This is a genomic window from Pseudomonas sp. (assembly GCF_049590575.1).
In the GTDB taxonomy this organism is placed as follows: Bacteria; Pseudomonadota; Gammaproteobacteria; order Pseudomonadales; family Pseudomonadaceae; genus Aquipseudomonas.
This window is the reverse complement of the sequence record NZ_JBAWDE010000372.1, coordinates 1-22,293: the sequence shown is the minus strand read 5'-3', so window position 1 is coordinate 22,293 and position 22,293 is coordinate 1. Positions and strand designations below refer to the sequence as shown.

Genomic DNA, 22,293 nt, shown 5'->3' with positions numbered 1-22,293 from the left:
GGTGTTAGGACAGGGTGAAGAACATCAAAACCAGCAAGGTGAGCAGCACGCGAGCGGCACTGCCGCCGAAGGCTCCAAAGCGCACACTGCCGTTGGCCCAACCCCGGTAAGCCGTCCACATCACCCAGGCACACCACAGCAAAGCCAGGACGAGAACCAAGGACAGCCAGAGCGTCGAACTGCTCTGTGCCGAAAAGCCTGAGGCATTTTGGAAGGCCGCGGTCTGAGCGTCAGTCATGCTCATGGCAAAGGCTCCGCTGGCGGAGTGTCGAGGCGGTAATCGCCGAGCAGTTCACTGGCATCACGGGGTTGAGCGCGAGAGGGGGATAGGTAACTCTCTACACCCCGTCGAATTCGCTGGGTGTCTTGGATAAACAGGTGATAGTCGAACCGATAGCGCTCTTGTGCATCGCGTGTAGTTGTTAAATTCGCGCGATTCGCAAGACGCTCAATAATTTCAAATTGATTTTGGATTTGGGTCATCGCAATTTGTTCATGGCTGGGGGCCGCGCTGGCACAACTAGACGATACGAATAATATGGAAATCAGAGAGCGAGGGATGTGGATTGTAGGCATGGCGATTGGCTCTAGATTCATACGTGCAGAATTGTAAAAATGACTATCTAAATCAGTAAAAAAACTGAGGAGGAGGCAATCGCTTTTGATGGCGATTGACCCTGCCGAGTCTTTTTGTTTGGCATGGCCTACGTCCACGTTGAAGGGGGGTTGAACTGACGGGATTGCCCTTTCAGTTCAAAGGTGAAGCTGGCTTTTTTTGGGGAGCGATCTGATGCAGTGGTTTTATGTATTTATAAAGCCGTATTACTGGGTGTCTTTCATCGCCTCTTACGGTGTGGCGCAGAACCTTGAAGGGATAGGGTGGTTTGGCTATTTTAATAATATATATGAGCCGGGCATACCGTATCCGTTGTTGAATCTCAGCCCTGTTACGGGCGTGAAAACAATCTCTTTGTTGTATTTTTTGTTTTTTGCTTTGATGAATTTTATGTTTGTTAGAGGAGCGTACGTCCTAGGAAGAAAGTTGGGTTTGGCGAGTTTGTTAATCGTGTTTATGCCAGGCTTTTTATCCTTGATGGGTTTTTCACCGAGTTGGTGGTTACTCATACCTGAAGAATTTCATTTGGGGGCCGGATATATAGGTGGCTTCTGGAGCAGTGGTATAAATTTTGTGATTGCATTCGTTTTCGGGTGGTCAGCGGTATTGATGCCGGCTAACTTATTTAAAAGCCCAAAGTTCAAGTACGGATATAACCACTTGTTTTGCCTATTAAGTCTCGTAGGGTGCATGTATTTAGTTGTTGATTCGCAAGCGAAGTCTGATCGGGAACAAATGTTAGAAACGAATAAGCTGTTAGGGGATTATTTGCAGCTCTATAAAGGGCGATATGAAAGTTTGAAAGATTACTGCCTGGTTGATACCTCGTTTTCCAAGGACGAAAAGGCGGCCTGTAAAGCCGCTACCCAAATATTTTCCGTGCTCTCATTTAACGTTGTCGGGGATGAGCCTGAATTAAGGCGATACGGTGATTCCTGGCTGGAATCGCTGCCAGAAGCTAGTGATATCGCCAGAATAAACACATTTTTTTGCTCCGGTACTGATATAAACGAATCGTGTCGTGAAACGCCTTCGCATTTAATGGTAAGTAGTCAATCGTTTGGACGTAAGGATTATATTCCGCTACCAGATCAAGGGGAGCGTGTACGCAAGTTGTATGACAGGCTTGGAAAGTTGGTCGATAAGGTAAAAGTGGCGCACGAGCATGAAAATTTGAAATATTTTCTGTTTTGTATTGTTTCTTTTCTTGCGGGAGGGAAGGCAGCCACTGCATCGCTATCGTTGATTGGGGAGGGCAGCATGAAGTCTAGGTCTTGGCTTTTATGTGTGGCGAGAGTGATGTTCTTTAATTTTTGGTTTTTTTAAGGTCACGGGACTATAAGCGACTGCATTAAGGTGAAGTTTGCTTCCGGTTGCAAGAAAAGTGAGCTTTTCGTATAAATTGTAATGGGTTGGATCTTGTTAGATGTATTTTTTGAAAGTGGCTGCTGTGATAGTCGTCATCGCACCAAGCAATACGGCGCAAGGTATAAAAACGGCCATTGGATTGAGCGTGATAGGTAGGGATAGGTAAATGATCCAAGGCACAAACAGTAGAGGCATCACTGTCCGCTTGGCGCGGTGGTAGACAAAACTGCTCTCACGCCCCGCGCCAAATTTGCGCAGGTCACGACGCATCAAGCCATCGAGAAAACCAGTGAGCGAGGCCAGCAGAAACAAGGGTGTGACCAAGACCAGAATGGTCAGGCGCACCACAAAGGTAAAGGTCACATACACCGCCGCCAGCACGAAGTCCTCAATGCTCACGTAGAACTGATTGGCCCAACTCCAGAAGCCGTTACTCTGGCTCGACGCGCGTGCCTGCTGGGCAAAATCCGCAAAGCCAGTCTTGACCAGCAACCACTGATTGAGGACTTCCAGCCACTGGATGATCGCCTTTTCAGGTTGTTGAAGAATGAGTGAAGCTTTGAAGTGCTCGCTGAGCCATCCCAATTCGCTATTCAACATGGCTTGGCTGTGCCGCCAACCCTGGTCACTCCAGAACAGCAGCAAACCAGCGAACTCGATGAGGATCGAGAATAGCAGCGAGGCCATCAGCAGGCCGATGATGTGCAGGACGAGGCTGATCGCCGAGATGATCAATCCCGGGCGCTGGATCGGTTGTGGCGGCGTGTTCTGTACGGAAGTCGCCATCCTTTACTCCAATGCGTTGCAGCGCTGATGTCGTCACGTTGTCTTCTGGATCGTTTCTGCTGAATCAGAACCTGTAGCGGGGCGGGCTACCCCACCTGATCCAGATCGAAGTTTGTGGTTGGACCACCACCGCTCGCGCTCCACCATTGGCCCGCCTGTTCGTTATAGGTGGCCCGCATCCGCTGGGTAAGCTCCTGCAGGTCTTTGGGCATAGCATCGTCGTTGGAGGGTTTTGGCAACGGCATGCGGACTTTCCAGAGCTGCCCACCGGCCTGGAAGGAGAACATTTGCCCCTTGGGCAAGCTGACGATGTGAGCGGGCTCGATCAACGGCACGCTGGTGCTGCTGACGCGATCCTGCGAAGACGAAGTGAAATCGGTGTTGGCCTCAGGATCGGAGGTGTCTGTGGCTCCGGATACCAGCGTTTTTGTCAGTACATTCACCATAGGCAACTGCTTGGTGAGCAACTCCGCGGTAGCGGTTTCGCGCACGCGGAGCATCTGCAGAGTGTTGAAGTTGCCGATCACCTGGCCGGCTTTGGCCCGATTACCGATGCGTGCTTCGATATCACTGAGGGTCTGGGTGTAAGCCGTCACCTGGATGCCGGCACCGCCGCCCTTATTGATCAGCGGGATGAATTCATCTCCCATTAACTCGTTGAACTCATCGGCATGCAGGTTGATCGGCAGCTTGTCACCGTTGCTGCCCGATGCGGGCAAACCGTGGTCAATGCCATGTTTGTAGATGTGGCCCGCGACCGAGACCAAGTCGGCGAACATGGAGTTGCCGACGGCGGCAGCCACCTCGGCATCGGTCAGTGCGTCCAGGCCGACGTAAACGATGCCGCGTTTTCGGATGATCTGCATCCAGTCGAAGATTGGCCGTGGATCGTCCAGATCGGTGTAGTTGGGGGCCAGTAACTGGGCGGTCTTGCCGGTGGTGAGTTTCTCCAGCAGCGGCAGTAGCGAAGCCACGATTTTGTCGAAGTAAGTACGGTCGTATCGTACCGCCGAACGCAATCCGTCCATTACCGGGTCAAACACCCGTTTCGCCGCCAGGTATTGCTCGATGGCCACCACGCGCTTTTCTCGCCCGATCATATGCCGGGGAATGTTTTTTTCGGTGAGCTTGCTTTCGAGCTGGACGATCACTTCCCACGCCTTCGGATCGGTTCTGGCGAAAAACTGTTGGGCGTATTCGATGAACAGTGCGTCGATGTTGACCACATGTCGCTGGATTTGCAGGTAGTCCGGACGTCGACCCAACTCAATCAGGGCGCGGGCAATGATGTTGACGAAACGCCAGGCGAACTCGCGAAACGCCGCCGAGTTACCTTCGCCACTGAGCTGCCCAGCGATGCGCGACGCCACTTCCGAGATGCGCCCGAAACGTCCCACGGCGTTGTAGCGGGCGGAGATCTCCGGCCAACCTAGATGGAAAACATAGAACTCCTTTTCTCGACCGGCGCGTTTGGCTTCGACGTACATGCGTTTGAGCAAGTCGGCATCGCCCTTCGGATCGAAGACAATAACTACCTCGTGTTCGACGCGGTGTATGTCCTGGGTGATGTACACCTCGGCGAGCCGCGTCTTGCCGACACGGGTCGTGCCCAGCACCAGTGTGTGTCCGACCCGTTCGCCCAGCGGCAGACTGACTTCCATTTCGTCGGGCTCGACCCCATGCAACAGCGGCGAGCCACCGACCGGGGGCAAAGGACGCAACGGATTGAAGGCACTGTCCCAGGCCGTGACACGGGCCAGTGTCGAGAGCGGAAACGGTGCATGTTCTAGGCGACGTTCGAGTCCACGTGCCAGACGGTAACGGGTCGGTTGGTCGACGTAGTGAGCGACGGCCGGATCCTGGGCCTCGACCAAGCGCTGGGTGTGCAGGCGGGTCCAGCGAAAGCCGCGGCCCATGAACAGACGTTTGCGGCTCACCGGAATCTGTTGACTGGTCAGCTCATAGCGGGGCAGCCGGCGGATATTGCGCCGATAGCGCAGCACCTCCCAGGCTTGCCGCAGTCGGATCAGACCGAGCAGGGCGTAGGCCAGCGCCGCAACCAGACCTATCTCGGGCGATAGCGCCACAGCCCAGGGCGAATACAGGCACAACACCACGGACGCGATGCAGATCGCAACGGTGTACAGCTCCACTGCGGGTCGGAGCTTGGACTCCATCGCGTGCCCGGCCATGACCCAGACTCACTGTTCCAGTGAGGTGGCTGTGATTAAGGCAGGGTAGTGCTCAATTTTTAGGCGAGAGGCGATGTCGTTGCCGTTGACCGGTAGGATGGTGATGCCTGGCGCGGCTGCTCGAATTCGGTCCAGGGCTTCATTATCGGTCACTTCGACGGCGAGGCCGGCCGCCCACATTTCATGCAGTTCAGTCGCGCGCTGATGCAGCCAAGCCAACGATTGGGAATCCTCCCCGACAAGGAAAAATGGCTGCAAGCCCGGCATGTCCAGGGTACGAGTTGTGATTTGGCCTGGGCTCAAGTGAGAGCTGCGCACGGGCAGTATCCAGGTTTCATCGGCAAATGCAGATAGGTCTGCATGTATGGCCCGAGCAGGCTGGGTCTTGTTGTTTATTGGCGGCCTTACAGCTTCAAACTGAGGGCGGGTTAAGCCGCCAGGCTGATGTTCTGCAAATGACATTTCCGGCTGGGCGAACGCTGCCAAGAGCATGGCGAAGTTATACGCACTGGGAATTCGCTTCATGGTGGTGTGCCCTCTTTAGAGGAAACCTGCAGTCGTTCGAGTTGTTGAGAAAAGCCGGCGCGGTAACGTGCGGCCGGCGTTCCTCCTGCCGGGCGGTGATATCGGCCAGCAGCTGACACCCAATCACCGGTGACGGCGTGATGCTCTTGCAGCAGCGCGGCAGTTACGGCCAGATTGCGGTAGGGTTCGAGGGCTTCGCAGGGACTGGAAAAATGCTGTCCGTGATAACCCAGGTTGATTTGCCCAAGCCCGGCATCGACGCGCTTGGCGTCATACCGAGCAAGCGCCTGAAGCAAGGCGTGACAGGCGGTCTGACGATTGGCGAAACGGTAAGGGCTACCGGCAATATTCAGCGTCCAGGGCCAGGGCAGTAGTCGACCACGAAGGCGGGCACCACTCTCCTGCAGCGCAATCGCGAACAGCACCGTTGAAGGGATGCCAGCGTCATGCGCCGCTAGTTGATAGGCAGGCGGCGGAAGTTCGTCAGCCTGGGCTGCGAGCATCGTCAGCATGAGCGCAAGTCCACTCAGTCTAGGCGTTGCCATTGTCCATTTACCTGCTGAAATTTCACGGGTAGCGGTCTCGGGGCACCCAGGCTGAACCAGCGACCACGATCATGGTTCAGGGTGATTTGCCGGCGTTGAACCTTGCTCGGATCAATGCCCGCTTGCCGGGCCCAGCCACGGACATGTTCATCCTCACCTTGGCTACCCACCAGGTAGATATCGAACGCCGTATAACTGCTTTGCAGACGCTGCGCTTCGGCGGTGCACGCTGGGCAACGGTCCTCGACAAACAGCGCTTGGCGCGGCTCTACCGATGAGCTGGCAGGGGACGGGGATGCCATACCCTGGATCGGCAACAGCCCCGGAAACAGCTTGGCCCAGGCCGCGGTGTAAGCGTTTTGGTAAGCCAACTCGCGCTCGGCACGTTTGGCTTCCAGCGCTACCTGCAATTCGGCATAGCGCTGGCGCTCTTGGTCGGTCTCTGCCTCGACGCCGAGCGCGGTCAGCGGATCGATATTCGGGCTCCAAAAACCTCGCGGGCCGGCTTGGATCTGTTTGAAGCGTGTCCACTCTTGCTCCGTCAGACCCCAGCTTGCCGCCTGTTCAGAGTGCGAACGCTCCAGCGGAGCAGACTGCGTGTCCTGGGTCCGTGACGGTGTCGTGACGGGGTTGCCCAGCGCAGCGCCCGTGCTCAGCAATGAAATGAAACAGACGATGGGGCTCAGCGGAGCTCGGTTCATGATCGCTTCTCAAGGGAGGTGCACGGTCTGGTCTGGATGAGCGGTCACCGCGAAGATAGCCGCGTTCGGCTCTAGCACCTTCAGTTGCCATGTGCCGAACTGCTCGCCGTTGTGCAGCAACTGGATATCATTAAGCGAGCGACTGTCAGGAGGAGCGACCGCCAGAAAGCGCTCGCCACCGCGAGACTCGACACCCAACACTGAGAAGGGCGGCGAGAGCGGGACAGGCTTGGGGCGAGCGGTTTTTTTCGGCTTGGCCGAGGAGGGCGTCGGTGGTGGAAGTGATGGCTGGGTCTTGAGTTCCAGGAGTTGCTGCTCGACATGTTCAAGTCGTGCGCGTAGCGCGATCATGTCGGCTTCGGTGGCGCGGTCTGCCAGACCGTCGCGTAGCTCCTGTATCTCTTGCGCCCATTGATCCAACATCGGATCTAGGGTATTGGCCTGTTGCTCACCGGTATCGACCATCTGCTTCAGGTCTTTCAGTGCGTACTGCAGCTTCTCCTGTGCATCCTTGATAGCGCTCGAATCACGTTGCAGGGCGTCTAGCGTCTGGAGGTGCTGGGCATTCGCGTTTTGTAGCTCGGTCACGCGTTGATACTGGTTATACAAACAACCGCTCAGCCCGGAGACCGCCAGGCAAAGTGAGCCAACAATAAGGGTTTGAAACGTCGTGGCTTTCATAGGCGTGCCTCCGACTGATGGGACGAGGTTGGTGTGACCCGTACCATGCCTGCATCATTGTTCTGCCGTTCAAAGCAGACCGAACGACTGAGTTCATCGCTTGTGAGTTGCCAGGCGGGGCCAGCCAGTACTTGTAGCGCGCTGCGCAAAGAGATCGGCCCGAGCCGGTAATGGGCAGCGGGCAGAGGCCGGGTGAACAGCACCTTCACCGACGCGGTAGCGGGGCAGAGCGAATACCCCGAGCGCTGCAGCACGTAGTGCATCGCCTCCTGTACCGAGGGGTTCAGGTTGGACGGAATGCTCACGTCAATGATTTGAGCGAGAAGATCACGTTGCTCCGTGGTGGGCTCGGTGCTGACCAGCGTATAGCGGCCATAGCGGAGCTCTGACGGATGGCTTTCGTCGGCCCGGCTCCGCGATAACTGGGGCCGGTTAGAGCCGCCGTCAATCTCTGGATTATTCGGCAATGGGGTTGGGATTTGCGCGGTGCAGGCACTCAACAAACCCAGCAGGCAGACAGGCGTGAAAAAGCGCTCCATGGAAAAAACCTCATGTCAGATTCAGTGCAGAACCTGACATGAGGTGAAGGAGCGATTCAGTGAGGAAGTTGATTCAAGATGGGTCGTGTTTACGCAGAACACGTAGCTATTCTTCAAAAATGACGAGCCCATCCAAGACTGCGGCGTCGGGGTCGAAGATCAACAATCGCACATCGGCCAGTGCAGCCAGATACAGCAGGTTGACCAGGGCTTCCGGTGTGCCAGCGTCGAGCTGCTCCTGCCTCAGCGATGCGTAAGGACGGCCCTCGATCTTCATCAGGTTCTCGTCGGTCCAGGGCGTGCCGATCAGCTTACACCCGAGGCCATTGCAGTCTGGAAGGGCAAAGGGTTCAAACAGCAGTCCGGTTGCTCCAGCGCTGAAACTGCCAGCCCAGTGTTCCAAGTAGCGCAATGCATCTTCAGTGAGGTGTGCGGTACTGATCTCCCAGGCTCGACTGTAGTGTCCTGTGTCGAAGCTCAAACGATGGACCAAAGCTTGGGCTTCTTCCAGGGAGTAAAGGTCACCGACATGATGTCGCTCGTTGAGCATTTCGCCCATCACGGCGTAGATCACTTGGCGCACCAGTCCGGTGGATTGGCAGCGTTCATCCAATTCATCCGGAATGGCCTGCCCCTCGCTGATCAGAGCGTAGTCGTCGTTGAACAGGCAGGCGAACAGTTCCAGCGCATCGTCGAGTAGATGAGCTTGTGAGTCGTGTATGGAGCGAAAGCAGGGAGGGCAGTCGTTTGCGTAGGTGATCAGTAGCAGCCGTTCGATAGATAGATTGTCATAGCCGCGGACGAATGGGTTTGAGACCCCCAGCATGTCTGGGGTTTGGGTAGTGGAGTTCATGAGTATTCTCCAGGATGAAAATGAACAAGGCGCCCGAAGGCGCCTGTAAGGGTTAAAGCCAACCGTATTCGGCAAGAGAAAGTGGGCGACCTTCACCCACGATGAAGTGATCCAGTACGTGAACCTCGATCAACGCCAAGGCCTCCTTCAACCGTGCGGTCAAGACGCGATCTGCCTGGCTGGGTTCCGTACATCCCGAGGGATGGTTATGAACAAAAATGGCGGCTGCTGCGTTATGTGCGAGGGAGCGCTTGACGACCTGGCGGGGATAAACACTGGCGCCATCGATGCTGCCGTGAAAGAGGATCTCGAACGCCAGAACGCGATGGCGGGCATCGAGAAAAATCACACCGAAAACTTCATGCTCTTGTTGCGCAAGATGAAGTTTCAGATATGAGGCCACGGCGTCAGGTGACGTCAGGTTCGGGCCGCGGGTGAATAGCCGGCGATCCAGAATGTGCAGCGCTTCGTCGATCAGCTGGTTTTCCTGGGCGATACGATCAGCCTCGACATCCGAGGTTTCAATCAGGGTGAGTGGGGTGCTCATGGCGTACCTCCGAAGGGAACAATCCGGGGGGTACACACCCGAGGGGAGTGGTGTCCCCGAGGTGGATATAGAATGACGGGCCTTGCGCGATGACGCGCTGTTTACAACCGAGTGAATCGGTGGCGTTGTCCGTGCAGGTGTGAATCGCAACCGGCGCAGGGCAATGGGGAGAAGGTTCTTATGCCACGGCCAGTTTTGGGGTCGAAGTCGGCACTGATGGGCATTAGCCGAACCAGCCCGCGATGGAGACCGGCGATGCGTTTCTCGATTTCATCCGCCGTGTAGTAGAGCGATAACGTGCTGTAGTCCTCGTAAGCCGCAGCGAACAGGCAATCGTCGCAAAGCCAGAAGGATTCCATGTGGGGTCTCCTGTGCGGATTGAAGAAAGGCGCTCGATTGAGCGCCTTGATGTAAACATCGTGAATTGTTCAGGCGGACTGAACAGTACGTGTGGCGACACGGCGGGCCGTGCGGGGAGTGGGTGCAGATTCAGGTTCTGTCCTGGATTCTGTTGGGTTGTCGGTATCCTCAGCTTCGGCATCAGCTGACGTTGGGGATGGCTCACTGTTTGGCGCTGGCTCAGCAGGTGCTGTTGCCTCCTGCCTGGCAGGCGCTTTGTACTCGAATACGCCGTTGACCTTGATCCAGTCTATGAAGAGCAAACGACCTTTCAGGCTGGCGCCCGGTTGGCCTTGTTTAGCGCCTTTCTCATAGAGAAATGGGTCAATCCACAGGTCGCCGATACGGAATGACAGCAAGACCTTTTTCTCGGCATTGACGGCATCCATATAGAGGCGGATCAAGCGCTCAGCTTCACCCCCAGCGACTTTGCAGTCGAAGCGGGTGTACTCGACTACATCAGTGGCGCCGTGCAGAGCCGCGATATCGCAGGCCATGAACGGCTGGCCGCGGCGGACTTGTACTTCACGAACACGGTTGAGGTAGCCGATACCGACGGTGTGCAGATTGAAGTAAGTAGTTGCTTCTTGAGATTGGTTGGCGTGGGCCATGGTGGTTCTCCTGTTTCAAGGGAAAACGGCGACGCACAGCCCCTGACGGGGAAGTGAGTCCCCGTCAGGGTGGGTTAGGTGAAGGCGAACGATGAACGACTCGTCACCGGCAAGCCGATGACCATCAGATCGATGCGCCTGGAGAATAGGGGGGCAGCAGAGGAGAAATCCGCAGCATATCTGCGGACCCAGGGTAGTGGGCATTCATCACCGCTGAAGCGGTAATCGTGCGAGCCTCCGAACGCTGATCGCACTTGGGTAAACCACCACAAGCGTGGCGTAGCCTTGAAGGTTCAAGCTACCTGGGCTGGGCTGTCAATGACAGCGAACCACGCCCTTTGTATAAGCCTGTCACAGGGGAGCGTCAAGATGCCGCGAGCCGATTTTTTATGGCCGGAATACATTGGAAATTACTGGACTGAAGAAAGTGAAGAGTAGGCCTGGCGGGGTGCCAGGCGAGGAATAGAAAAGCCACCTCAGGCGGTCTGACGCAGTCGACAAGCGCCTCGCAACACTTGATTTAACTGCGCCATGATTCGCCAACCGACCCTTGTCGTGGCCTGGGTCGGAATACGCTGGCACGCATCCGCGCACAAAGGGTGCCCAGTGTTTCCCCGGCGAGCTCCGGAACTGAATACGATCGCCGAAGCGGATGACCGCTATTGCCTGGTAGAGGCAACAGTGGTCATCCGCCACCACAATCATGTCGAGAAAAAACGGGAATTAAATTCCGCAGAATAGGAGGCTCCGAACTCGAAGAGTTTGACCGAGCTGCGCGGAGCTAATCGGTCTTGGGTCGCCGTTGGCGGTTATCCGAAGGTACTACAGCAGAGATCTCAATACGACGTCAAGCCTTCAGGCCCCCTTTATAAGACGCTACGTTGAGCACGATAAAAGAGGTTACTTACTGCCGAGATGTGCAGCTAATTGTTCGACGGTTGCCAAGATAAAGGCACGGTCGTTTTCTTTCAGTCCACTCAGCAGACCCGCGATCATCTGGCCCTGGTCATTGGGGCGATTGCTCGATTCCGTCAGCAGTTCATCCATCCGGCAATCGAAAATTTCCGCCAGTTGCATCAGTTTGACCACGGAAAGCTCCACTACACCCCGTTCCAGGCGCGAGATAGCTTCGCTACCGATCCCTAAACGTTCAGCCACCTCTTCCTGAGTCAAATTACGCTCGCTGCGGTGCTTCGCGATCATGCGCCCGATTTGGGCTTGGGTTGGATGTTTATGTGCCAAGTGATGAGTTCTCCAGTTCAACCCGAATGGTTGAGCAAAGACCCGTCGACATAAACATCCTTAAGGGTTGAGTGTCGACTCGTTGGGTTGTTATAGTGACTGAAACAGCTGAGTATCACGACGTGGTTTCTGTCCCTTCAGGGATCAGAGTCCAGACTGGTTAGTAAGAGCGACGGTCTGAAAGGACCATGTTGAGGGATGGTTGAACATGGAAGATGAGAGCAAGGACGTCATGGATCTGATTTGGGATCGAACACTGGAGCTGTTCATCAAGATTCATGATTGCCCGGATAATCCCAAATACTTCGAACGCCTTGTTCATTGGCTCAACGAAGATCCTGCCCACCTAAAAGCCTTCAACGAACTGGGGCAGATATGGATTTCGACAGGCATCGCTTTGGCCCGTGAAGTCGGACAACCTTTGATCGACTTGGAGCGGGATCAGGCGCCGCTGATGATGCACTGAGCGGTGCACCACCCTAACTTCATGTTGATCTCAATCGAACTGTCATGGGCGGCGCGTCTCTTTTCTGGACTTCGTAGTGCCCTTGCAGTTCGGATACTGCGAGCATGACCAGAACGGCCCAGATTTGCCCTTCCGCTTGATCATTGAGGCATTGCAAATGGGGCAGGCCGGGCCGGCTTCGACCGGTATCGACAAGTTGAGTGCTCCATAGTGTTCGACCAACTTAGCAATCCAGTTCGCCTGCTTTGCGACGAACGCATCCAGGGTCAGGCGTCCCGCTTCGATTTCGTCCAGCGCCTGTTCCCAGATTGCGGTCATACCCGGATCTGCGACTGCGGCGGGTACCGCCTCAATCAACGTATGGGCCGCGGCGGAGGCCATCAAGGCGCGTTTTTTCTTCAGCAAATAACCGCGATCAATCAACCCCGTGATGATGCCGGCTCGCGTGGCTTCGGTACCGATACCGGTGGTGTCCCGAAGTTTCTGTTTCAGGCGTGGGTCGTTGACCAGCTTGGCGACGTTTTTCATCGCCTTGATCAGATCACCCTCGGTGAGAGGTTTAGGAGCGGCAGTTCGCATGGATTTGAGTTCGACATTGTCCACTGCGCACTGCGTGCCCTGTTGCAAGATGGGTAAGACTTGGGATTTGTGACTGGGCTCATCCTCCTCGGTGTTTTCGGAGAGTGAGCTTTTCCAGCCCTGGACCAAGTTCAGTTTGCCCACAGCGGTCAATCGTTCTTCGCCGCACGCTAGTTCGACCTGGGTCCGATCAAACTCATGATGCGGAAGAAACTGCGCTAGGTAGTGGCTACGGATCAGTTCGTAGACATGGCGTTCTTGTTCGGACATCCGCACCAGGTTTGCCGGTTCGGTGGTGGGGATGATGCCGTGGTGCGCAGTGACCTTGGCATTGTTCCATGCGCGGGAGCGCAATGATTGATCGAGGTCCTCGAATGCAGGTCTGAGTGCAGGATCCGTTTTGAGCAGGGCGTCGAGTACCGCGGGAGCCTCGTTGAACATATTCTCTGGCAAATAGCGGCAATCGCTGCGCGGGTAGGTGGTGGCTTTGTGGGTTTCATACAGGGCTTGGGCGATGTTCAGGGTTTCCTGGACGCCGAGCCCCAGCTTACGCGAGCAGACTTCCTGCAACGTGCTTAGGTCGTAGGGCAGGGGCGGCGCTTCTCGGAAATGCTCAGTATGTAACGAGAGTACCGTGGCGGGCTTCTCGTCGGTGATTGTTTGGACCGCGTGATGAGCAAGCACTTGTTGTAGGCAACGCCCTGACTCGTCCCGTCCTGAGCATGGCGGTAACCACGACGCGATGAATCGCTGGCCCATCGACAATAGGTGTACCTCAACGTTCCAGTAAGGCACCGGGACAAAGCCGGCAATCGCACGATCCCGATCGACCACCAGACGTAAGGTGGGTGTCTGGACGCGCCCCACTGACAAAACGCAGTCGTAGCCTGCCCGCCGACCAAGAAGGGTAAACAAACGACTGAGGTTCATGCCGATCAGCCAGTCGGCACGGCTGCGGGCGAGGGCCGAGTGATAGAGCGGGAAGGTCTCCTGACCAGACTTCAGCGAGGTCAGTGCCCTGCGAATCGACGCCTCGTTGAGGGCGGACAACCAGAGGCGCTGAACAGTGCCTTGGTACTGGCAGAGCTCCAATAATTCGCGGGCAATCATCTCACCTTCGCGGTCGGCGTCGGTTGCGATGAAAACGGTGGTGGCTTCGCTGAGCAGGCGTTTGATGAATTTGAACTGCGCGGCAGTCTTGGGTTTGACCTCCACTTGCCACTGCGCCGGTATGATCGGTAGATGATCCAACGACCAGTTCTTGTATTGAGTGCCGTAGGCTTCAGGCGGGGCCGTCTCCAGCAGGTGACCGATACACCAGGTGACGGTTGAATCGGCGCCTATCAGGCAACCATCACCACGCCGAGTCGCCCCGAGCACCTTGGCGATGTCACGACCTTGGGAGGGTTTCTCGCAGAGAAAGAGACGCATAGCACTGCTCCAGATTGAGTTCGGAGCAGCGTTGTTGGAAACGGCCGTGGCGAGATATGAGAAATCTGAATTCCAGATTCCTCATATTAGTCGGTGAGGGCAGGCTTGAATGGACCGAGGCGGCTACCTCGTTTTAGCGTGGACGGCAGTGAGGATTTTCACGAGCAGCGAGTAATGACAGGCCAGCAACTTCGCGCAGAGGCGCAATTTTTATGCCTAAAGCCTGTCAGGCCTTAGGTGGTTGTCCTCTGCGTTTCTCGGGTTTCGACGCCGATGAACTGGCCTGCTCTGTATTTTGAGAAGCCGTCGGATCATTGGAGCGCTCGCGCATGACCACACTGTGCACCCGGTGAGGCAGGATACCGACTCGACGGGCCTCGATCTTGAAGGTCACCCGTGCGTTATCTTCGCTGTCCTCCCACTCATCGCGCACGGTACGGCCTTCGACCAACACACGCATGCCTTTCTGGTACAGCGTGCTCCAGTGTTCAGCCTCACGGTGCCAGAGCTCAACCGGCGCCCAATAGCCGCCCCGATCTTCATAGCTGCCCTCGCGTGGGATGGGGTTGTCGAAGTACACATTTAGCCGCAGCAAACGCCGCGGCTCGTCATTACCTGAGGCGAACTCCTGGAACTCTGGCGCACTGCCGATATTGCCTTCACCGACGAAAAAAGTACTCATCGTGATACCTCCACTGCGGTTGTGAACTGGCGCAGCAACTGTTCGGCACTGGCCATTTTGATCGCGCAGGTCGCGGCCTGGCGGTAGAGCGAATGCACCACGCTCATCTGCAGGTTCAGTGCAATGCGATCGCATTCGAAACGGTGCAATCCCTCGCGTACGGCCTGCGGCAGGGCGTTGTTGCAGATATGGCGTTCCCAGACCGCAACCCCCATGCGGGCAAAATCACGGGTGCGCCAACGCAAAAAGGTGCTGCCCGCGCTGGTGTTCTGCAGCACCAAACGGATATCCAGAAGTGAATAAGGAGGCTGTCCGGCCTGCCGCGCCACAGCCTCCATCAGGCGACATAACTGCCCCTCAATGTCCCTCGCCACCTGCGCCAGGTGCTCCAACTCCCCCTTACCCTTAAAAGGTTTTAAAAGGCCTTTTAGGGAGGCTGCGTGTTCGAGCTGTCGATAGGCATCCGGTGTCAACGCGTCGAAGGGCATTGGGTGAGACGAGGTCAGGGGATTCATGCTTCGTCCTCCGGCTCATCCACTGTCGCAGACGGTTCTTCCGCGTCCTCTGCCAACACGTCGGCGTCATCCACTGGCACAGCACCACGGCGAATGATCGGTGGCGCGAACTGGGAGCGGCGATGGCCCTCCAGGATGTCCATTGGGGGCAAACCCATCTTCTCGATAGCCGCAATGGCACGAGCATTATTCGCCGCCATGTCATCACGTGTGACGCCGGCATGCCGATAGCGCTGTGCCTGACCGAACAGGCTGCGCAGCAGATGGGCGCCGTCATCGATCCAGGCTTCCATGTCGATGCGGCCGATCAAGGCGGTGTGATGGGCCAATAGAGTCTGGCGTACCAGGGTGTCGTAGTCGGTCAGCAGGTAGACCGCGAGAAAGCCCAGCTGGCTGCCGATGTACAACGGCAAGGTGACGGGGTGGATGTTGAGGTTGTCGCCCATGTCGATCTGTGTCGGCAGGTCCTGTCTGATCCGATCCAGCTGTTGGGTCAGTTCCCGCATCCCAGCCTTGGCCTGCATCAGTTTTTCTTCGAGTTGCACGATGGCCCAATCGGCATAGGGATCGTCCTGGGCCGCGGTTTGTTTGATCAGGTTGGTGACACTGATGTAGCCGGCCATGCCCATGATCGAGTGGACGCCTTCGCGTGCAGTTCGACCTTGCCAGATACGGGCGGCATGGTGGGTGTGCAGGGTCAGGGTGATGCTGCTGCGCAATGAACCCAGGTTGAGTTGATAGTGATCGGCCACGGTGGTGTCCTCGCATCGGCTTGGATGGGAACGTTGCGACAGATGAGGGTCAAGGACAGCCAAAAAGCTGAACGCGGTCTGTTCGGTTTGGTTTAAGAGGGCTAACTATGGAGACGTCAGTGGATTTGATGCCAGTGGCATCAAATCCATTGACGTCTACGTTCATGGGAAGCATGTCTCTGCTTTTCCCTAAAAGTTTCATAGTTTGGTCCGATGTGTTCGTAGAGTGGAACTCCATGGATTTGATTCTACTGGCATCAAATCTACTGACGTCCACCGCGTTTGCCGCGCAGTTGGCGCAGCTCATTCAGGCACGCTTGGGCAAGAGCAGAAGCGGGTTCGCCCTGTTGTCGAGATGGCCGCGAAAGGGCGGGTGGGGGCGGTTCTGCAATGGGTGATGGTTCGGCCTGACCTGCCCAAGGGCGAAAGTCGCCTTTCAGTGCACGCTGGATCAGGCCCATCAGATACGCCGCTGGCTTGCGGATTCCACCGGCCGCACAACGTGCCCCCGCTTCGTTGAGCACCGCCTGCCGATCCACTGGTTTGAGCTTGTTCAGCGCCACAGCGACGGCCTGACGCTCGTTTGGACTCAGATGCAGCGCAGCGGGCCAGCGCAGGTTATCCACCGCTGGGGTCGCGCGCGGTACTGTACAAATACTTTCTTTTAATACAGTACAGGCGGCGTTCGGATTCCGAACGGTGCCGGAAACACTGGCGTTCAGACTTGGTTCGGAGTCCGAACGAGGGCCTGCACGATTCCGAACGCGGTGATCTTCCCCCCGTTCGGAATCGTGCAGAGCGGCATCGGTTGCCTGATCCAATTCTTGCTGCGTCCAGTGTTCGCCCCAGCTGTCAAGCCGCGTCGGTAACCGATCCCGATCAATATTCGTGTCTTGGCGGACTTCCTCCCCAACGTGCTGCGCGACAATACGCACCGCCTTGGTGGCATGACCGAGGGCATGTCCGACCAGCGCCAGGTAATCCTGATCCAGTTCCATGGCTTCGGCGGGGGTTAACGGCTCATCGTGCAGAACGTACAGCGAACCTTGAAGACGTCCGCTGAGCTGATCGCGTCCGCGACTCACCAAACTGAGCCAGCGTGTCAACCTGAGCATCGTCAACACGCGAGCTATGGTTTCACGGGAGGCTGACGCACCGTAGGGCACGCTTGACAGGTAAGGTTGCAAATCCTCATAGCGCGGGGTGACCACGCCCTGACCGTGCAGCATGAGTCGAAACACCTGCCAGGCATTGCGTTCCAATGGCGTCAGTCGATTATCCAACAGCAGCCGACGTGGCACGACTTCGTGAGATTGGCCACTGAACAAAAAGCCCGCCTGCAGGGCCGGGTTGGAGGGATGTTCAGTGGTGGGGCGTGCGGGCCAACGTTCACTCAGCTGCTGGGTACATTGCTGCAGGACACGTTGCCAGCGACTGGAAGGAATAGCATTCATGTTTTGTTGCTGTACTGGTCGATCTGCTGCCACACGATGGTCAAGCTGATCTGCTGCTCTTCAGCAAGCATCATCATGGCGTCGAGTTTATCCTCGGTCCCATCTTCTGTTCGTATTTGACACCAACGCTGCCACAACGCATGTTCCTGCGCTTCGCTCAAATGCTGAGGACGACCTTTACGGGTTTCTAACTTGAGCAGACGCCGACGCATGGCTGTTTCTGAATGCGCCAAGCCAAAGCACTGGTACATGATGGTGCTGCTGGCGCCGAGCTGGAGTGCTCGGTTGATCAACCGTTCGTTCTGTTCATCGCGTTCAGCTTGTTCGATCAAACGATGCAGCACCGGCGAGTCAATCTTGACCTCAAGCCAAGGGACAGTGGCATGGGCCAGGCGCGATAGCGTTGTCGGTGGTAAGGATTGCAGCAAGAAAATGTCATCCTCACTCAGTCCAAGTGCCTTGCAGCGTTGCAGGTTGCCCAGGCGCAGTTCGTGTAGTACCTGGGTTAGCATGGCTTGATTGAGCATATTGAAGGACAGGTTCATCTCAGCTCCTTCGGTAAGTTGTCTTCAGCGGTGAGCGTTAAGTCGATTAGTCTCCGGGCCAAGCGGATCACGCGAAACAGTTTGATTAGCAGATTGTCAGGCAGTCGCTCCAGCCCCACGTCTGTGACTGGTCGATCTGGTAGTGGGAGTTGATAGACTCCCAACAATAGCTGCCCGAACAGTGCGGAGGGTATTTGCTTGCGGTCCTCCCAATTCACCTCGTCTTGAGCCCGTAACAGAGCTAGGAGCATTAGGTGCACGCCGGTCGAACGAGGCGCTGAAAGATCAAGTCGCTCCATGTCCAAGGTGAAGCCCAAGCCAAGCTTTTGATCAATGATGCTCTCGGCATCTCCGGCATAGGCCGCCATTTCACGAGCCAGTCCGGCAATGGCTAAACGCAGTTGCTCGGGGGTATCCAGCAGCGGTTTGATGATCCAAAGGTCGTCGATTGGGCAGGTTTCGACTGGGGACGTAGTTTCGGTGGCTATCTCGCGATCGATTTGCTCACGAATCTGTTGAACGCGTGATCGAGGACTGGCCGCTGGTAAAGCATTTGTTTCGGGTTTTGCGAGCAGTTCTTCTGAAATTGGCTCTATCCTGCTCTCGGCCTCGATTGATTTTGACACCGCGTCGGAGGAGGGCGGTTCTGCCGCAGCTTCATGCTCGCTTGGGGGATAGCTGTTCTCTGAGGGCGTAATGGTGACAGTCCCAGGCGTGGAGACGACCCGTTGGGTATCGCTCAGCTCCAGGGCCAGCATACGATAGGACTGTCTAAGCAAGCTGCTCATGCGTTCGAGCAGTTCGTCCTGGATCTGCTCAAGATCAAACGAGTCAGGATCACCATCGAAATAGCCCATGGTTTCCAGCCAGAACTCTGCAAACGCAACGGTGGCAATTGGATAACGGTTCCAGGTTCGTTCAGCCTGACTACGTAGACCGATCAGACGCTCTATCTGGGGCTTCCCCAACCCGGCATACAGAGTTTGTGGAATGGCGGGTAGTAGGTGTTCGAGGGTGTCCAGCATGCGGCTGATATGCGATTGCGAAATCGGATAGCCTCCAGCAGCAAGACGTCGAGCCAGCTCCCGTTGTGAGAGCTGTGGGCCATCCGACTCCAGCATGGTTTTGAGTTTGGCTACCGCCAGAGCCCGTTCGATAAACGTGAGTTGGCCGTGCAGATCGCTCTCCGCCAAATGACCGAGTAGGGCGTTGGTTTCATTGCTCCAAGGTCGGAACAGGCAATGAATGCGAAAGAAGCGCTCGTCGCGAGTTTCCTGCCACAGCTCGCCGAGAATCGCCAAGCGCGTATTGCCGCCGTTGCGGATGATGAAATAGGGTTGACCCGGCCGTCGGGTAATCGGTGGCGGTTGATCCAGCCCGCGTTCACGGATCGATGCCTTGATATCGTCATACAGTGGATTACGGATGAAACGCGGGTTGTGTTCGTAGGGCCGCAATTGCTCCAGCGTGACCAGCATAGGCGTGTCAGTTAAGGGATCGGACAGCCGCTCCAGTTCCGGCCCTCGAGGGAAGTGGTCTTGGTGCAGCTTGTCGGTGATCTGCCCCTGACTGAGCTTCTTCATCGGAACAACCTCAGTTAACGCCGGTTACGCAAATGGTCACCGACCTCGAACTTGACGATCTCGGCAGTGCCCGAACCTTCGAAATGTCGGGAGAGTTCTGCGAGGAACCACCCCATGGCCGAGCGCCCACCCTGCAGGCGAAAGACCACGGTGCAGTACTCCTCGCAAGGTGGGTGGTGTGGTTGAATGGACGGTGGAACGATGATGGGCAGTTGATCCAACATCAGAAGACTCCTAGCCAAACGATTGGCCTCAAGGTCGATCAAACACAATGACGGGGTGAGAAATGCGGGTTTGGTGATTCGTCTCATCGAACCTCCGCGCATTTGGTCACCGTAGAGATCGCTTCGCGCCATTCGGGAAACAGTTCGATGGCCAGCGATTGCATGGTTTCCAGCGCTGATGGCGAGCGTCGTTCCCGTGACTGGCGCGTCTCGATTCGGTGGACCGGTAGGCCAAGGGAGGCGGCATTGAGATACGCCACTCGGTCTGGAACTACGGTGTCTAGAACTGAGATATTGGTAGTCCCAGCAAAGGTTTCGCGCAGGCCACGGATGATCATTCGTGTGTCCACTCGAATGCTATTCACCTGGTTCAGTAGCAATCGCAAAGGGGGCGGTGCAATGCCCATGTGGCGGAAAGGTTCGAGTTCGCTGAGTAGCTTCAAGGTGCCACGCTGCAGTTCGCGGGCGGCGAGCATTTCCGGCGTGATGGGAGAGAGGGCAAGGTCGGAGGCCAGGATGGCCATCTCCAGCAGCACGCTACGCGCACCTTGGGTGTCGATCAAAAGCAGATCGTAACGGGGGCGGAAGTTGTCGAGCAGATTGCGCAGCCGTAATCGCCCGTCAGGAGCGTGCAGCAGCAAGGTACTCAGCCGGCCTTGATCGTCGTTGGAGACGATCAGATCGAGCCCTGCAATCACTGTTCTGGAAATAATCTGCGTAGGAGTTGTTAGGTTCAGTGCGATAAGTTCGTACGCACCTGCATCAGCCTTCTGGCTCAAGGCGTAGTAGCTGGAGAGGGTTGGTTGGCTATCTAGGTCGAGCATCAAGACGCGTTGGCCAGTATCTGCAAGCAGACCACCGAGGTTGGCGGCTACTGTGGTTTTGCCTACCCCACCTTTAGTGGAAACCACCGATATCACGCGCATGGCATCAGCCCTGCTGGCCAAGGCGTTCAACGACCCACCGCTCGATTTCCAGCGAGTCCCAGCCAACCGCGCGCATTCCGATACGTTTAGCCTGAGGGAATTTACCTTCCTTCATCAGGTTGTAAATGTGCGCGCGTTTGAAGCCGGTTTTTCGCTCCACCTCGTCACGCCGCATGATATGACGTTCGGCTTGCAGTTGTGGCGCTTCAACGATGGGTGAAGATTGGCTGGACATGGTAGTCACTCCTGGCGCCGATTGGCGCGTGGTGGGAAGTGACCCGAATTGAATAGCAGAAACCGGGGAGAGTCATTGCACTGCAATCGTTGGGATTGCAGTGCAATGCTTCCGACTATTTGCTTTTTTTGAGGGTGCGATTGGCCGCGGCGAACTTTTCATCCAGCGTTCGTTTGCTGAGGCCGGCCACATCTTGATGGCGTGCGATTACGGCATCGACGATGGCTGCTTGACTTTTGAATACAGATAGGGGTTTTCCAGCGGGTGAATGGTCCAGCAGGAGGTTCACTAAGGCACCGATGATATTTTGATAGGTGAGTTCGCTTCGTTCGCTGAGCTGTCCCTGCGTTTTTACCAGTGCTTTTAGACTTTCCTGCTCAAGTCCTAAAGCTTCAAGGTCGCCTTCCACATCTCGGAGCTGTTTTCGCAGATGATCGAGTTCTCTCAGGAGGGCATCTCGCTCGGCCTTGAGTGAAAAGTACACACCTACGCTGATTTTACCTTGAGTGTCATCGCCCGAGCCGAATAAGAATTCGGGGCGTTGATCTGGGTAGTGAATCTGCATCCAATGGCGTAGATCAGAGTGTCGTACCGTCAGCAGAGAGGGCTCTACAGGGGTGCCCAGAGGTACCGAAATACCGAAGGAACCGTAAGGTAATTCGCCATTGCGGACGGCGTCATGGATTTTTTCGGTATTGGCGTACAGGCACGGCCATTGGGGAAACAGCGCCTTGAGCCTCTCCGGGCAGGTGCAAGCAGCTTGCACTATCTGCGCTTCGTAACGAATGAGATTGCACCAACGTAATGCAGCATCTATTGGGCGGTAAAAAATTTTGGAGTGCGGATTAAAGGTATTAACGGGCATTTGTGGATGGACCTCCATTTCTTATGGATGGCCTCCCGTCAAATATCTCTACCTCGTGAACCTGCTGATAATTGGCGGTATCGGCTGGTCACTTGAACTTTATGCCCGGTGAGGTCTTCCAATTACCTATTTACTGAATCACCCCTTGATTTTCTAGGCCCCCTGTAAGCTCATTACCGAATAATTACTGAGAGTCAACGTCAGGGTCGCCACGAGGAAGGCCAGTATGCACAGCAGGATATGTTTCTTCGCCACCTGGATGCCACGTTTAACCGGCAGAACCGGAATCGACGCAGCCAGGTAATCATTGAAGCGGAAAATCGCGATGGCGTAGGAATGCGGCATCTGCCACAGGCTGAACATCACCAGTAGCGTCAGCGCGGCCATGTCGAAGCTATTGGTTACAGCCACATAACCAATCACCGGCGGCA

General features: G+C 56.1%; 27 protein-coding genes and 1 pseudogene. 2 read left to right on the top strand and 26 right to left on the bottom strand.

All coding sequences use genetic code 11. The features are described from left to right. Positions 1 to 4: 4 nt before the first annotated feature. A complete protein-coding gene (locus WBR57_RS25650; protein WP_122543093.1) occupies positions 5 to 244 on the bottom strand; it encodes a TIGR03758 family integrating conjugative element protein in 240 nt (79 codons plus the stop codon). Beyond that, positions 241 to 576 (bottom strand): RAQPRD family integrative conjugative element protein, encoded by a 336-nt coding sequence (locus WBR57_RS25645; protein WP_122543091.1) that lies wholly within the window; start codon positions 574 to 576, stop codon positions 241 to 243. The genes WBR57_RS25650 and WBR57_RS25645 overlap by 4 nt, the downstream gene beginning before the upstream one ends. Positions 577 to 790: 214 nt before the next feature. Between WBR57_RS25645 and WBR57_RS25640 the strand changes: the two genes are divergently transcribed. Beyond that, on the top strand, positions 791 to 1,942 hold the full coding sequence (locus WBR57_RS25640) for an APC family permease (protein ID WP_154950131.1): 1,152 nt from the start codon (positions 791 to 793) through the stop codon (positions 1,940 to 1,942). A gap of 96 nt (positions 1,943 to 2,038) precedes the next feature. Here the strand turns inward: WBR57_RS25640 and WBR57_RS25635 are convergent, their stop codons facing one another. From WBR57_RS25635 to WBR57_RS25580, 12 genes are all read right to left on the bottom strand, one after another. Further along, positions 2,039 to 2,770 (bottom strand): TIGR03747 family integrating conjugative element membrane protein, encoded by a 732-nt coding sequence (locus WBR57_RS25635; protein WP_122543720.1) that lies wholly within the window; start codon positions 2,768 to 2,770, stop codon positions 2,039 to 2,041. A gap of 86 nt (positions 2,771 to 2,856) precedes the next feature. Then, positions 2,857 to 4,962, bottom strand: a complete 2,106-nt coding sequence (traD, locus tag WBR57_RS25630) for a type IV conjugative transfer system coupling protein TraD (protein WP_122543719.1) — start codon at positions 4,960 to 4,962, stop codon at positions 2,857 to 2,859. Between the two features lie 9 nt (positions 4,963 to 4,971). Beyond that, entirely contained in the window at positions 4,972 to 5,487 is a 516-nt protein-coding gene (locus WBR57_RS25625) for an integrating conjugative element protein (RefSeq protein WP_122543718.1), read from the bottom strand. Further along, positions 5,484 to 6,032 (bottom strand): lytic transglycosylase, encoded by a 549-nt coding sequence (locus WBR57_RS25620; RefSeq protein ID WP_122543717.1) that lies wholly within the window; start codon positions 6,030 to 6,032, stop codon positions 5,484 to 5,486. Before WBR57_RS25620 ends, WBR57_RS25625 begins: the two co-directional genes overlap by 4 nt. After that, positions 6,014 to 6,733 (bottom strand): TIGR03759 family integrating conjugative element protein, encoded by a 720-nt coding sequence (locus WBR57_RS25615; RefSeq protein ID WP_122543716.1) that lies wholly within the window; start codon positions 6,731 to 6,733, stop codon positions 6,014 to 6,016. The genes WBR57_RS25620 and WBR57_RS25615 overlap by 19 nt, the downstream gene beginning before the upstream one ends. 9 nt (positions 6,734 to 6,742) lie before the next feature. After that, positions 6,743 to 7,414, bottom strand: a complete 672-nt coding sequence (locus WBR57_RS25610) for a chemotaxis protein (RefSeq protein ID WP_122543715.1) — start codon at positions 7,412 to 7,414, stop codon at positions 6,743 to 6,745. After that, positions 7,411 to 7,953 (bottom strand): PilL N-terminal domain-containing protein, encoded by a 543-nt coding sequence (locus tag WBR57_RS25605; RefSeq protein ID WP_122543714.1) that lies wholly within the window; start codon positions 7,951 to 7,953, stop codon positions 7,411 to 7,413. The genes WBR57_RS25610 and WBR57_RS25605 overlap by 4 nt, the downstream gene beginning before the upstream one ends. A 106-nt stretch (positions 7,954 to 8,059) precedes the next feature. After that, positions 8,060 to 8,806, bottom strand: coding sequence for an ABC transporter substrate-binding protein (locus WBR57_RS25600; RefSeq protein ID WP_122543713.1), 747 nt, complete (start codon positions 8,804 to 8,806; stop codon positions 8,060 to 8,062). Positions 8,807 to 8,858: 52 nt separating this feature from the next. Continuing rightward, on the bottom strand, positions 8,859 to 9,353 hold the full coding sequence (gene radC / locus WBR57_RS25595; protein ID WP_122543712.1) for a RadC family protein: 495 nt from the start codon (positions 9,351 to 9,353) through the stop codon (positions 8,859 to 8,861). A 101-nt stretch (positions 9,354 to 9,454) separates the two neighbouring features. Further along, a complete protein-coding gene (locus WBR57_RS25590; protein ID WP_122543711.1) occupies positions 9,455 to 9,712 on the bottom strand; it encodes a hypothetical protein in 258 nt (85 codons plus the stop codon). Positions 9,713 to 9,781: 69 nt separating this feature from the next. Beyond that, complete coding sequence (locus WBR57_RS25585) at positions 9,782 to 10,363, bottom strand: STY4534 family ICE replication protein (RefSeq protein ID WP_122543710.1); 582 nt, start codon at positions 10,361 to 10,363, stop codon at positions 9,782 to 9,784. Between the two features lie 900 nt (positions 10,364 to 11,263). Continuing rightward, complete coding sequence (locus tag WBR57_RS25580) at positions 11,264 to 11,605, bottom strand: helix-turn-helix domain-containing protein (protein WP_122541021.1); 342 nt, start codon at positions 11,603 to 11,605, stop codon at positions 11,264 to 11,266. Positions 11,606 to 11,813: 208 nt separating this feature from the next. On the opposite strand from WBR57_RS25580, the gene WBR57_RS25575 reads away from it, so the two are divergent. After that, on the top strand, positions 11,814 to 12,071 hold the full coding sequence (locus WBR57_RS25575) for a hypothetical protein (RefSeq protein WP_122541022.1): 258 nt from the start codon (positions 11,814 to 11,816) through the stop codon (positions 12,069 to 12,071). Between the two features lie 42 nt (positions 12,072 to 12,113). On the opposite strand, the gene WBR57_RS25570 is transcribed toward WBR57_RS25575, so the two are convergent. The 12 genes and pseudogenes from WBR57_RS25570 to WBR57_RS25515 form a co-directional block, all read right to left on the bottom strand. Beyond that, positions 12,114 to 14,081, bottom strand: a complete 1,968-nt coding sequence (locus WBR57_RS25570; protein WP_122541023.1) for a DNA topoisomerase III — start codon at positions 14,079 to 14,081, stop codon at positions 12,114 to 12,116. Positions 14,082 to 14,307: 226 nt separating this feature from the next. Beyond that, a complete protein-coding gene (locus WBR57_RS25565) occupies positions 14,308 to 14,763 on the bottom strand; it encodes a single-stranded DNA-binding protein (RefSeq protein WP_122541024.1) in 456 nt (151 codons plus the stop codon). Beyond that, complete coding sequence (locus tag WBR57_RS25560; RefSeq protein WP_154950130.1) at positions 14,760 to 15,278, bottom strand: DUF3158 family protein; 519 nt, start codon at positions 15,276 to 15,278, stop codon at positions 14,760 to 14,762. The genes WBR57_RS25565 and WBR57_RS25560 overlap by 4 nt, the downstream gene beginning before the upstream one ends. Next, complete coding sequence (locus tag WBR57_RS25555) at positions 15,275 to 16,030, bottom strand: PFL_4669 family integrating conjugative element protein (RefSeq protein WP_154950129.1); 756 nt, start codon at positions 16,028 to 16,030, stop codon at positions 15,275 to 15,277. The genes WBR57_RS25560 and WBR57_RS25555 overlap by 4 nt, the downstream gene beginning before the upstream one ends. Positions 16,031 to 16,293: 263 nt before the next feature. Beyond that, positions 16,294 to 17,484, bottom strand: coding sequence for an STY4528 family pathogenicity island replication protein (locus tag WBR57_RS25550; protein WP_122541203.1), 1,191 nt, complete (start codon positions 17,482 to 17,484; stop codon positions 16,294 to 16,296). Then, the gene (locus WBR57_RS25545) at positions 17,481 to 18,029 is read right to left on the bottom strand and encodes a DUF2857 domain-containing protein (protein WP_154950128.1); all 549 of its coding nucleotides are present in this window, start codon (positions 18,027 to 18,029) and stop codon (positions 17,481 to 17,483) included. Before WBR57_RS25545 ends, WBR57_RS25550 begins: the two co-directional genes overlap by 4 nt. After that, positions 18,026 to 19,612: a ParB family protein gene (locus WBR57_RS25540; RefSeq protein WP_122540990.1), complete on the bottom strand. Its 1,587-nt coding sequence runs from the start codon at positions 19,610 to 19,612 to the stop codon at positions 18,026 to 18,028. Before WBR57_RS25540 ends, WBR57_RS25545 begins: the two co-directional genes overlap by 4 nt. Before the next feature lie 14 nt (positions 19,613 to 19,626). Beyond that, a complete protein-coding gene (locus tag WBR57_RS25535) occupies positions 19,627 to 19,836 on the bottom strand; it encodes a hypothetical protein (protein ID WP_122540989.1) in 210 nt (69 codons plus the stop codon). An 83-nt stretch (positions 19,837 to 19,919) separates the two neighbouring features. Beyond that, a complete protein-coding gene (locus WBR57_RS25530) occupies positions 19,920 to 20,762 on the bottom strand; it encodes a ParA family protein (RefSeq protein ID WP_122540991.1) in 843 nt (280 codons plus the stop codon). Positions 20,763 to 20,766: 4 nt separating this feature from the next. After that, complete coding sequence (locus WBR57_RS25525) at positions 20,767 to 20,997, bottom strand: AlpA family phage regulatory protein (RefSeq protein WP_122540988.1); 231 nt, start codon at positions 20,995 to 20,997, stop codon at positions 20,767 to 20,769. Between the two features lie 115 nt (positions 20,998 to 21,112). Next, positions 21,113 to 21,862: a hypothetical protein gene (locus WBR57_RS25520; RefSeq protein WP_122540987.1), complete on the bottom strand. Its 750-nt coding sequence runs from the start codon at positions 21,860 to 21,862 to the stop codon at positions 21,113 to 21,115. Positions 21,863 to 22,030: 168 nt separating this feature from the next. After that, positions 22,031 to 22,293 (bottom strand): annotated as a pseudogene (locus WBR57_RS25515) (UbiA family prenyltransferase); the annotation flags it as partial.

Coding starts and splice junctions, on each gene's coding strand:
- WBR57_RS25530 (WP_122540991.1), bottom strand. CDS start 20,762: ATGCGCGTGATATCGGTGGTTTCCACTAAAGGTGGGGTAGGCAAAACC.
- WBR57_RS25610 (WP_122543715.1), bottom strand. CDS start 7,414: ATGAAAGCCACGACGTTTCAAACCCTTATTGTTGGCTCACTTTGCCTG.
- traD (WP_122543719.1), bottom strand. CDS start 4,962: ATGGCCGGGCACGCGATGGAGTCCAAGCTCCGACCCGCAGTGGAGCTG.
- radC (WP_122543712.1), bottom strand. CDS start 9,353: ATGAGCACCCCACTCACCCTGATTGAAACCTCGGATGTCGAGGCTGAT.
- WBR57_RS25570 (WP_122541023.1), bottom strand. CDS start 14,081: ATGCGTCTCTTTCTCTGCGAGAAACCCTCCCAAGGTCGTGACATCGCC.
- WBR57_RS25645 (WP_122543091.1), bottom strand. CDS start 576: ATGCCTACAATCCACATCCCTCGCTCTCTGATTTCCATATTATTCGTA.
- WBR57_RS25535 (WP_122540989.1), bottom strand. CDS start 19,836: ATGTTGGATCAACTGCCCATCATCGTTCCACCGTCCATTCAACCACAC.
- WBR57_RS25525 (WP_122540988.1), bottom strand. CDS start 20,997: ATGTCCAGCCAATCTTCACCCATCGTTGAAGCGCCACAACTGCAAGCC.
- WBR57_RS25540 (WP_122540990.1), bottom strand. CDS start 19,612: ATGAAGAAGCTCAGTCAGGGGCAGATCACCGACAAGCTGCACCAAGAC.
- WBR57_RS25600 (WP_122543713.1), bottom strand. CDS start 8,806: ATGAACTCCACTACCCAAACCCCAGACATGCTGGGGGTCTCAAACCCA.
- WBR57_RS25575 (WP_122541022.1), top strand. CDS start 11,814: ATGGAAGATGAGAGCAAGGACGTCATGGATCTGATTTGGGATCGAACA.
- WBR57_RS25585 (WP_122543710.1), bottom strand. CDS start 10,363: ATGGCCCACGCCAACCAATCTCAAGAAGCAACTACTTACTTCAATCTG.
- WBR57_RS25565 (WP_122541024.1), bottom strand. CDS start 14,763: ATGAGTACTTTTTTCGTCGGTGAAGGCAATATCGGCAGTGCGCCAGAG.
- WBR57_RS25550 (WP_122541203.1), bottom strand. CDS start 17,484: ATGAATGCTATTCCTTCCAGTCGCTGGCAACGTGTCCTGCAGCAATGT.
- WBR57_RS25605 (WP_122543714.1), bottom strand. CDS start 7,953: ATGGAGCGCTTTTTCACGCCTGTCTGCCTGCTGGGTTTGTTGAGTGCC.
- WBR57_RS25545 (WP_154950128.1), bottom strand. CDS start 18,029: ATGAACCTGTCCTTCAATATGCTCAATCAAGCCATGCTAACCCAGGTA.
- WBR57_RS25520 (WP_122540987.1), bottom strand. CDS start 21,862: ATGCCCGTTAATACCTTTAATCCGCACTCCAAAATTTTTTACCGCCCA.
- WBR57_RS25560 (WP_154950130.1), bottom strand. CDS start 15,278: ATGAATCCCCTGACCTCGTCTCACCCAATGCCCTTCGACGCGTTGACA.
- WBR57_RS25650 (WP_122543093.1), bottom strand. CDS start 244: ATGAGCATGACTGACGCTCAGACCGCGGCCTTCCAAAATGCCTCAGGC.
- WBR57_RS25615 (WP_122543716.1), bottom strand. CDS start 6,733: ATGAACCGAGCTCCGCTGAGCCCCATCGTCTGTTTCATTTCATTGCTG.
- WBR57_RS25640 (WP_154950131.1), top strand. CDS start 791: ATGCAGTGGTTTTATGTATTTATAAAGCCGTATTACTGGGTGTCTTTC.
- WBR57_RS25635 (WP_122543720.1), bottom strand. CDS start 2,770: ATGGCGACTTCCGTACAGAACACGCCGCCACAACCGATCCAGCGCCCG.
- WBR57_RS25590 (WP_122543711.1), bottom strand. CDS start 9,712: ATGGAATCCTTCTGGCTTTGCGACGATTGCCTGTTCGCTGCGGCTTAC.
- WBR57_RS25620 (WP_122543717.1), bottom strand. CDS start 6,032: ATGGCAACGCCTAGACTGAGTGGACTTGCGCTCATGCTGACGATGCTC.
- WBR57_RS25625 (WP_122543718.1), bottom strand. CDS start 5,487: ATGAAGCGAATTCCCAGTGCGTATAACTTCGCCATGCTCTTGGCAGCG.